Origin of the sequence: Trueperella pyogenes (assembly GCF_001070855.1) — a bacterium.
GTDB classification, from domain to species: Bacteria; Actinomycetota; Actinomycetes; order Actinomycetales; family Actinomycetaceae; genus Pauljensenia; species Pauljensenia pyogenes_A.
The window spans coordinates 1-10,574 of sequence record NZ_JVLH01000005.1; the positions used below are offsets into that span (position 1 = coordinate 1).

At 57.3% G+C, this 10,574-nt stretch carries 6 protein-coding genes; 4 read left to right on the forward strand and 2 right to left on the reverse strand.

All coding sequences use genetic code 11. The annotated features are described in order from the left end of the window. Positions 1-73: 73 nt before the first annotated feature. Complete coding sequence (locus ADG72_RS01355; protein WP_048711625.1) at positions 74-5,395, reverse strand: endo-alpha-N-acetylgalactosaminidase family protein; 5,322 nt, start codon at positions 5,393-5,395, stop codon at positions 74-76. 148 nt (positions 5,396-5,543) lie between these two features. Between ADG72_RS01355 and ADG72_RS01360 the strand changes: the two genes are divergently transcribed. The 3 genes from ADG72_RS01360 (at position 5,544) to ADG72_RS01370 (ending at position 8,430) form a co-directional block, all read left to right on the forward strand. Then, positions 5,544-6,644, forward strand: coding sequence for a phosphodiester glycosidase family protein (locus ADG72_RS01360; protein WP_048711627.1), 1,101 nt, complete (start codon positions 5,544-5,546; stop codon positions 6,642-6,644). Between the two features lie 3 nt (positions 6,645-6,647). After that, a complete protein-coding gene (locus ADG72_RS01365) occupies positions 6,648-7,922 on the forward strand; it encodes a bifunctional glycosyltransferase family 2/GtrA family protein (RefSeq protein WP_048711629.1) in 1,275 nt (424 codons plus the stop codon). 67 nt (positions 7,923-7,989) lie between these two features. After that, positions 7,990-8,430 (forward strand): GNAT family N-acetyltransferase, encoded by a 441-nt coding sequence (locus ADG72_RS01370; protein WP_048711631.1) that lies wholly within the window; start codon positions 7,990-7,992, stop codon positions 8,428-8,430. A gap of 57 nt (positions 8,431-8,487) precedes the next feature. Here ADG72_RS01370 and ADG72_RS01375 read toward each other — a convergent pair whose 3' ends face one another. Further along, the gene (locus ADG72_RS01375; RefSeq protein WP_157857676.1) at positions 8,488-8,877 is read right to left on the reverse strand and encodes a MarR family winged helix-turn-helix transcriptional regulator; all 390 of its coding nucleotides are present in this window, start codon (positions 8,875-8,877) and stop codon (positions 8,488-8,490) included. Positions 8,878-9,207: 330 nt separating this feature from the next. On the opposite strand from ADG72_RS01375, the gene ADG72_RS01380 reads away from it, so the two are divergent. Then, positions 9,208-10,518: a M18 family aminopeptidase gene (locus ADG72_RS01380; RefSeq protein ID WP_048711635.1), complete on the forward strand. Its 1,311-nt coding sequence runs from the start codon at positions 9,208-9,210 to the stop codon at positions 10,516-10,518. The last annotated feature ends 56 nt before the right edge of the window (positions 10,519-10,574 follow it).

The following is a 10,574-nucleotide window of genomic DNA, read 5'->3' on the forward strand; positions in this document are numbered from 1 at the left end:
ATTCACCGGCACCCCCGCCTTGTGTGTGGTGGGGAGCTGCCTCTCAGCTCAGCTCCCCACCGGGATAGTCACCTCAATTCATGCGCCGCCTGCGCAGCGCGTAGCCCGCGGCTGTCAGAAGGGCGGCACTGATCAAGATCGTGCTTGTCTCACCACCCGTGCGAGCAAGAGATGACTTCTTGCCCTTGCGGGTGCTCTTCTTCTTTCCATCCTTTGCCGAGGCTGTGCCCGCTTGCTCTGCAGAGGCGGAGCCAGCCTGCTGTGCGCCGCTTTGAGAAGGATCGGCGCTAGGCTGGGTACTTGGATCCCCGCTTGGCTGGGTGGTGGGATCCGTTGTCGGCTGAGTACTTGGGTCCGTCGTTGGGTCCGGAGTTGGGTCCGGAGTTGGATCCGTCGTTGGGTCCGGAGTTGGGTCCGCCGTTGGATCCGGAGTCGGTGCCGGCAGCGAGACGCTGAGGGCAGTGCTCAAGCCAATGCGTGCGTTCGCCCGCATTGTTGTGCATGCCTCCGGAGTCGGATCAGCCATGCAATCCACGCCAAGAAGATCGTTGGTCGTAGGACGCTCGATCTTCACCATGCGGAGATTGTCGAACAAGACCGGCGCATCGCCCTCATCAGCGGCGATGGTGAAACGCACCTTCGTTCCATCCTTCGCGACCGTGAAAGTCACAGGAACGCGTTGGAAGGAACTAGGATCGCTATTGGTCCGGTGCTTCTGATCCGCAGCCATCCAGTTTTCGGCCCAGGTCCGGTCAATGACTGTCTCTGGGTTTGCAGCAGGATCGGTATCATTCACCGTCTGGACATCCAGATAGTTCTGTCCGACCAGTCCTTCAGTATTTGTATTCACCGTCAGCGCTTGTTCATCATCCAAGGAGCGAGCACGGCGTGCGCTTCGCGTACCAGCACTGCGGTCGCTACCCGAAACAGCTGCGCGCGTCGTTCCATCAGGAACAAGAACACCCAGCTCGGCGATTGCAAGCAGGCCATCGGGTTGGTCGGCCTTGGTCTTGTAATTGCTCAGGACTCGGATGCGAACATACTTCGCGTTCACGGCCTCGTCGAAGGTAATGCGCTGAGCAAGAGCCGTGTTTCTCAAAGTGCCTTCGGCGACCTTCTGATTGATGTTCGCTGCGTCTTGGCCAACATAGACCTCGTAGGCCTTGGGCCGGCCATTAGCTTGCCCCGCGCGTCCTGCAATCGACAGGCCGCCGATACTCACCGACTGTGCGCCAGTGGGATCGTTTCCTTCGAAGAGTGCGAGATCAATCGTGCTGGGGTGATCGGTGAGGTTGACCCAATCCTTGTCATAGAAGGTCGTCAGGTCCTTGTCGAACATGTTCGAGGCCGGGTTCCCCTCGTAGGCAGCCGGTGCGCTGACCAGCTGGAGGGCTCCCGTGTAGTCCTTGAGTGTCAGAGTCGGCGTGGGCTCAGGGGCGGGGGTGTCGCCACCCTCGGTAGCATTTCCACACAGGACGCGGGCATTGCCCCAGTTCGCGTGGTCGTTACCATTGCCATTGCCACCGTCTCCAACGATCAAGCGGATGTATTTCATCCCTCGAACATTGCCCGAGATGTCCCTCGGTTCGCTTCCTCCCCTGATGACCGAAGTTTCTGGAACGACATCGGACCAGTTGGAACCGTCAGCGCTACCGATGACGTGGAAGGTCACTGAGCCACTCCACTGTCCATCCTGCACGCCAACCGTTGCCTTGAAGGTTGTGCACTTTCCGTCCAGTTCGAAACCGAGGTCACTGGGAGCGTGTGCGCCCAGCCCCTTGGCATAGGGCTGATCATTCATCGAGATCGGATCACCGTCTCCTGCTTGATCTTCACCGACCTCGCTATCACGTTCGACAGGCCCCCAGCCGTTGGAGTTCCACGTCGATGAGAAGGGGATGTCAGATAGGTAGTTGACGGCATTGGACTTGATGGATCCCAGGGCTGTCACACTCGTTGTGCCCACGGCGGTACGGTCCTCATCACCGATCCGGTAGTGGGCCTGGTGCGTCAAGGTGACGGCATTGCCACCGGCCCCTTCGGGAATGTTCACCGTCCACGTGGTGGTGAAGGTTTCTCCCTTGGCAAGAGTCTCGGCAGTCGTGGGCGAAGTCGCCTGTGCGCTCCACCCAGCCGGAAGACTCAATTCGCTGCGGACATTGGTGATGTCCGCAGACTCATTATTCACCAAGGTCGTTGTCACCTGGACGGTCTTGCCTTCGATCGCGCTTCCCTGGGTTGCGATGCTCGCAGCAGCGCAGGCGGGGACGTCGGCGGTTGTTCCAAGATCTTCGACTCGGAAGTTATCGATCGAGAAATCGTTTCCTGACTTTCCTCCCTGGACGTTGTAGAGGCCAACCCAGTAGGAGCCGCAAGCACCAACATTGAGTTCTTCAGCGAAGTGCGAGGGCCGCTCCGTTTGGGGAAGGAGCGTCGAATCGAGATAGTTCGCACTGACTCCGTCAGCTCCCGCAGAATCGTATGCGGTGACCCAGTAGTATGAACCGCTCACGGCGTTGTCGTAATCGTAGGAAATACGGTAGCGGTGTCCCGCCTGCAGATTCACGGTCTGCGGAACAGTCCGGTAGACAAGACCGCCGTTTTCTTCATGGCTCTTCAGCGACCAGTGTCCCGCGATCGCATCATCCGTCGCCTTCCGCGAACGATCGGGAAGGACTCCGCCTCGTTGAGTGTAGGGAGCGTTCAGCGAGGCCAGGACTGTGCGCGGGTCCGTGATATTGCCGGCGTCGCCCTTGACGAAGGGGCCCCAGCCTTCCGCAATATTCTCGAAGTCCTCAAATACTGTCGTCACAGGCTTGTCTCGAGTAGCCCCCAAGTCCCCATTTCGCTGCTGCGATCCGGCGCTTGTCACTCCATCTCCCGAGGCGGAAATAGTGACCTTGCGGGTCTTTCCATTGTTGATTTGGAGCCACGCGCTGCCCTGGTAGGTTCCTGCGTTAAGGGTCATCTCTTGGGACAACGAGGACTTGCCTGCACCCAGTTGCGCGACAGGATCACCGTGGGGATCCTTCACGACGCTGACTGAACCAGCCGTTGTGTAGCCGCTCAGACTTCCCGAGTTGAATCCAGGATCAGCGAAAACGGTCCCTGCACCCCATGCGGGCGTCGAGACGGCTGCGGGAGCGTTTTCTGGAACCAGCACGAAGGCCGTGTGGTCGCGATCGCTTTCAGCCACTCCGTCATAGACCGAGGCCGGGATGGTGACCTTTCCGCCGGAAACAGCCAGATCAGTGACCTTCACGCGTCCTTGATCGGTGAGTCGGTAGAGAGCCAGAGACCCAACACCTTGGTACGACTTCGTCAGCGTCCACTCCGTCGCAGTTCCAGCGGGGTTGTAGTAGTACAGGCGATCTGCCCCGGCAGAAGTTCCGTTGTCCTTCCACGGCAAGAGATAGCTATCGCCTCGAAGGACTGTTGCCCCGTCGTAGACAAATTCACGCGAGGAAGACATGTCTGCCTGAATCGTCCCAACGACGTAGCTAGCCTCTGTTTGAGCAGTAACCGCCGTCGCCCCTGAAGCCACTGTTCCATTGGCAAATGTGTAGGTGTGTTTCGTCTTGCCATCCCCTGCATCCGCGGTGTCGTAGCGCATGATGCGAGAGTTCTGGAGGAACTTGCTGGGCAGGTTGTTTGACCAAATATTGCGATAGAACGCGTCTTGGTCTTGGTGGCCAGTCCAGCCTTCGAACTCGACAATCTGGGGGTAGCCCAAGACAACATTCGGGTTCCAATTGTCCTTATTCGCATTGTCGACGAAGCGGATGACCTGGGAGTTCAAGCCCTTGTTGGTTGCACCACCGTAGTGCTCGTCATTCGACCAGTGTGACCACAGCGAGTGCCTCTCGAAGCGGTCTGCCCATTCAGATCCGACTTCCCATCCCATCTTGTTGAGTTCGTTGCCCAAGCGGTCAGCTTGCCAGCCCGAACCGTAGTAGACGTCGATGTAGATCCAGCGGAAATTCGGGTACTTACTTAAGGGGAATTGATTGCGCAATTCCTGGAAGCGATTAACGGCACCGCCATTGCCCAAGTCGTCACGCTGATTGACGTAGTAGGACTGGTTGAGCCAGTTCCACCCGCGGCCACCGGTGAAGGGAAGAGAACGGAAAGAGTTTGCTTCCGGGTAGGCCTCGGTCGTATTGACGTGAACGCCGTAGATCGCATTGACATCCTTCGTGCTGGCGAAGAGGGTGCCGAAGTCGGCCTCGCCACCGGCGCGAGTATTGATGTTACCGCCGTAGTCCATGTGGCCCGAATCGTGGCCTTCAGAGGCATAGCCCTTGATCATGACGCGCTGCCCTAGGCCGTCAGTCGCAAGGCTCACGCGCTTGACGTCATCGGCGATCTGGAGGAAAGGATGCGTTGTGGCCGAACCGAAATCGAAGGGAATGTGAGTAACGACCCACTTATGATTGTCGGCTGCGCCAGTGATCTCGGGAGTGATATCCGCATAGGCAACTGCGGCATCTTGCCAATCAACGCCGCCCGAAGAGTTCGCGTCTCCTGTGAAGACAAGTGTCGTGTAGGGGCGTTCTTCGTCCCCAATAGCATCCGTCGCGGCCTCGGAACGGTAGGTCCACTGACCGTTTTGCGCGATCAGAGTCTTGATGCCGTTTTGTTCGATAACTTGGCGCTTCCACCTGGAATTCCAGTTGTTTTCATAGCCGTGGGGCTGGTCGTAGGTCGCGTTGGTTTCCATACCGACGGCGACCTTATTGGTGTTGACCATTAGGTAGGCGCTGGGTTGTTCGTAGTAATCAATGGGCGTCGAGGCGGTGATGCTGGCAAAAGTATCGTCAACACCCGCATAGGAGTCGCCATTGGCTGCGCCTCGGGAGACTCCCGTGATGCCACATGCGTATGCTCCGCCTTGGTCTGCATTTACTGAGACGAGGCCGTGGCCGGGAATTTCCACCGTGTGCGCGCCGCTCATCTCGGTGATGCGGAAGGTCAAAGTCGGTCGCTTTGCACCCTCCGTTCCTTGGGAGCGGGAGGTGATTTCCTGTACCTCGATCTCGGCTTTCATCGTGATCTCACTGCCGACGAAAGTTACCGTGTAGGCGACTTTCTGGTCGGAAACACGCTGCGCTTCAACAGTGTCGACGGTGTATTGGTTTCCGTCGATCGTGACCTGGTGAAGCGTTTCCGCGCGGCCGCCAACGGGGTTTCCCGCAAAGGTATATCCGGTGACCTGCGGGAATTCGTGCGAGACCGTTGCACGAAGTTGTCCCGCGCTAATGGTCGTGGGCGCGTTGAGAATAACGGGGGTATCTGTTGCACCTTCAGTAGCATGTGCGACCGCTGATCCCGGAAGGGACAAGGCGAGTGCCCCAAGGATGGCCAGGGGTCGCCAAAAGACGCGTTTGTCTATCATCGTGTCGGGCTCCTTTGCCTAGACGTGACTCATCTATCTTCCAGCGAACATTCATCAAATGCAAGGAGTTTTTGAGAGGTATTTGTTCCACAGGTGGAGCACAGCTTGTCCATAATCCCTACAGAATCCGCCAGTGGATTCTGTAGCCATGAACACGAACAACCTTCCCCAGCCGGCCACCCCTTCGGCCGATGATCTTGCACGCACCCTAGCTGCTCGCCAGCAGGCACAGGCAGCCACCGCCCAGACCCAGGCCTCCCGCACGGAAGGTTCCTCGGCCTCGGCAAACCACACGAAGCCCACACGCACCCGCCCCACGAAGCGTCGCCGCAAAGGCCTGCGCAACGGGATCATCGCGGGCGCAACTGCGATCACCCTGGCTCTGGGTGGCACCACTGCTTGGGCCCTCAACCGCTACGTGATCGATCACGTTGAAGTTACCAGCGCCTCTTCTTACGAGGCCTCACAGGGCAACGCGCAGACCACTTCCTTGAATACCGATACCGCGACCACAACCTCGGACACCTACACGAACGGAAACACCAAGATTTCTGTCAAGCAGGTTCAAAACAACGGTGTCACATACTACGTAGCGGATGTTCAGCTCTCTGATGCGACCGCGCTTCGTTCCGCTTTCGCAAACGACCAGTTCGGTTCGAACATCACAGACTTGGTCTCTTCGATCGCAACGGACAATAACGCGGTCTTCGCTATCAACGGCGACTACTACGGTTTCCGCTCGACCGGCATTGTGATCCGCAACGGCACAATTTATCGCGATAGTGGCGCTCGTCAGGGCCTGGCCATCTACAAGGACGGCACCATGAAGGTCTACGACGAGACTCAGACAACAGCTCAAGCTCTGGTCGATGCGGGGGTCTGGCAGACACTCTCCTTCGGTCCGGCCCTGTTGGAAAACGGCCAGATCATCAGCGGAATCGACAACCTCGAAATCGATACAAACTTTGGTAACCACTCCATCCAGGGCAAGCAGCCGCGAACCGCGATCGGCATCATCGACGACAACCACTTTGTCTTTGTCGTTGTGGATGGACGCTCTCGCACATCTAGCGGCGTAACGATGAGCGGTCTGGCCGAAATCATGCAGAGCCTGGGAGCAAAGACCGCTTACAACCTCGACGGCGGCGGCTCCTCTGAAATGTGGTTCAACGGCCAGGTCGTCAACAACCCCTCTAACGGTGGCGAACGCGCTACCTCCGACATCATCTACATCACGAAGGGAGCATGAGCGATGTACGTGTTAATCCCCGCTTACCAACCGGACGCACGATTGCCGCGTCTCATCCTTGAACTGCATCGCGCAGATCCTTCGACGAAAATCGTCGTCGTTGATGACGGTTCTGGCGAACAGTACAGGGACATCTTCGAGGCCTCGCACACTGCGGGAGCCCAGGTCATCTCTTATGAACGTAACCGTGGCAAGGGGTATGCCCTTCGAGCTGGATTCTCGTACATTCACGAGCAGGCTCAGACACTGGGACTGAATGATTGCGTCGTCACCGCGGATGCGGATGGGCAGCACACGCTCAATGACATTTTCCGCGTTGGTCGGACCTGTACAGATACCGGCACAAGCGTGCTGGGAGTTCGCGAATTCGTTGGGCATGTCCCCGCTCGTTCCCGGATCGGTAACACTGCAACTTCAGCCCTGTTCTGGCTCGCAACGGGCTGGAAGCTCAAGGACACGCAGACCGGGTTGCGTACTTTCCCGGTGGCATTGCTTCCCGCGCTGCTCGAGGTACAGGGGGATCGTTACGAGTACGAGCTCCGCGTCCTTTTGCACCTGGCGAAGTTCCGTCATCCGGTCACCCAAATCTCAATTGAGACGATTTACGAGGCCGGAAATCCGACCTCCCACTTCCGCCCCTTGCAAGATTCGGCTCGGATTTGGGCACCGCTACTGAAGTTTGCTGCTTCTTCCGGTGTTGCAACTGTCATTGACTACGTTCTGGTCCTTGTCTTGAATGCTCTCACTGGAGCTCTCTTCCTCCCGGTTATTGCCGCTCGCGTGGTGAGCGCTTCGGTAAACTTCGCAATGAACCGCCGCGTTTTCGAGGCCACGGGAGTGCCCTTGCGCCGCAGCGCCCTGCGTTATGCCGCGCTTGCCGTCGCAGTGGTCGCCGGGTCGTACACAATGCTTGCTGTACTGACGGGAATCGGAATGCCACTGTGGATCGCGAAGATCATCGCTGACACGACCATGTACCTGGTTTCTTACTCGGCACAAAGCCGCTATGTCTTCGCACCTGCACAGGATCAGAGCGCCACGGTCGCGCGTCATGAATCTCAGGCTCAAGCACACTCTGCAGCTCAGCCCCAGGCGAAGGAGCTCGAAGTTACTGTTGCGGGGGCAGCCTCGGCGCAGCCGAGCAAGCAAGCTGGAAACACTCCGGTAAAACCGGTACTGCCCACACCAGCGGCACCGTCCATGTCGAGCATCCGTTCACTGAATCCACGTGGCCTGAATACTCAGCACTCAAGTGTCACCTTGAGTCGGGCCTCATGAGCGTCGGATAATTACTATCCTCAGTGGCATACTTATGGCCTGTATAACGCATTAACAAGGAGCACCCATGCGTATCGAGATCCTGCGCGAATGTGATTCATCGACAACAGAAAAGGTTCACGAGGCCTTTGACCGTCTGCTTCCACAGCTTTCCTCTTCCGCACAGCCTTTGTCGCTCGAAGAAATCCAGAAGCTTCTGGCTCAGGATTGCTTGCACTTGGTGTGCGCAGTCGATGAGGATGAGCGGATTTTGGGAATGCTCTCGCTGGTTGTTTTCGATATTCCAACTGGCCGCCGAGCGTGGATCGAAGATGTCGTTACCGATCAGGCCGCACGCGGTCAAGGCGTGGGACAGGGCCTTGTTGATGCCGCAGTTGAGCACGCTCGGGAGCTGGGGGCTAAAACAGTCGATCTCACATCTCGGCCGACGCGAGAGGCGGCGAACCGCCTCTACCGTCGGGTTGGTTTCCTTCAGCGCGAAACCAACGTCTACCGGAAGTCTTTCTGACCCCGTAAGACCCGTATGTGGGAGGTGGGACAGCACTCGCTGTCCCACCTTTTCTGTTTAAAGAAGCGTATCTGAGATGACGTTGAGGATTCTGAGCAGGGTATCGCGATCATCGCCTTCTACCGCGCCAAGAAGCCCGTTACGCACCGCGCTTGCGAAGACGCCATTTGCGGCCTCATAGGCCTGACGCCCTTCAGGGGTAATGCACACAAGGACAGAACGTCGATCCGTTGACGATCCTTCTTTGGTAATAAATCCCTTCGCCGCAAGACGAGAGATTGCACGACTAGTTCCCGAACGTGTCAACGAGACCAGCGCACCCAGCTCGCCAGAACGCATGGGCTGCTCACCGTTAGCAAGCTCGTCAAGCATCTCAAACTCAATCAGAGCAAGAGGTGCACTTTTACTGATTTCCGAACCTAACGTGCTTTGAACAGCACGTGTCACAGAACTCCACGCGTGCCAAAGCTCAGATTCGCTCTCATCGAGGAGAGTCTCATTGCTTTGTTTAATCACCCTTTTAATTTATCAGTTTAGCGAGAATAAAACTACCTTCTGACCTGCGCAAATGCCCAAATAAACCGGACAGATTTTCACTGAATTAATACGAAGTGATACGATCTGACAACAAAATCACCCACCGTAATGATCAAAGTTGAATGATTGTCAGCTCACATTTCGTGAGCTAGTGGGCGAAATGATCGAGATGACTGCTTTTTGCATCTTGCACAAATGCGCACACCTTCGTGAACGAAACGTGCAGCGTAGGATGGATGCATGACACCACGACTTGAATCGGATCATCCCGAACTCGACACAAACACTTTGGACTACGTCCATTTCCTTGCCGATTCCCCAAGCCCCTACCACGCTGCACATCTCGTTGCACAGCGCTTGGAGAACCTCGGTTTCAGTCGACAAGACGAAACAGCGGCATGGGATGCGACTCCCGGCGGACACGTGATGGTTCGCGGAGGCGCTGTCATGGCATGGGTAGTTCCTGAAAATATCAGCGACACCACCGGTTTCAGGATCGTTGGAGCACACACAGATTCTCCTGCTTTCACCCTCAAGCCCTCACCTCAGACAACAACGGCTGATGGCTGGGGACAAATCGAGGTCGAGGTCTACGGCGGAATGATCATGAATTCCTGGCTGGACCGCGAACTGTGCGTTGCCGGCCGACTGATTTTGGCCTCGGGAGAAGAAATCCTGGTTCGCACCGCTCCACTGGCCCGCATTCCTCAGCTGGCAATCCACCTCAACCGCGGGGTTAACGAATCTCTTCACCTCGACCCCCAGAAGCACCTGCATCCGGTATGGACGGTCGATACTCCCGATGCATCGCTCATGGATACCATCGCACAGGCTGCAGGCTTGGATAACGCGAATGACGTGATCTCTTTCGATTTGATCTGTGTCCCTTCGCAGGGCCCCGCCACCTTCGGCGCAGATTCGCAGTTCGTTGCATCGGGACGCCAGGACAATCTGTCGTCGGTTCACCCCGGACTCTGCGCACTCGAAGACCTCGCTCGCCAGGGACTCCCCTCAGACGGTGACATCCTTGTTTTCTCATGCTTCGACCACGAAGAGATCGGTTCCGAGTCTCGCACGGGTGCAGCTGGTCCGATCCTGGAAGACGTTCTGCGCCGCACCGCTTTCGCTTTGGGTCGCGATGAGGATGGTTACGCACGAATGATCGCTTCGTCGACATGCGTGAGTGCCGATGCCGCACACTCAATTCATCCGAACTACCCCGAGGTTCACGACCCTTCACATCACCCGGTCATGGGCCGAGGCCCCATTCTCAAGATCAATGCCAAGCAACACTATGCAACCAACGGGGTCGGAATGGCTCTGTGGAAGCGCGCTTGCGACGCGGCAGGGGTTCCAACACAGAACTTCGTGTCGAATAATGCGTCACCATGCGGAACAACAATTGGCCCGATCACCGCAACCCGACTGGGTATTGAAACAGTGGATGTGGGCATAGGCCTGCTCTCTATGCACTCGGCTCGCGAAATGAGCCATGTTGCAGACCTTCTGGGACTGCGCAAGGTTCTGGCAGCCTACTGGCTTGGCGCCTGAGCGGATACGCTCTGGACAGAAAAGGCCACACGTATTTGCGGCCGTGGGGGGCGGGG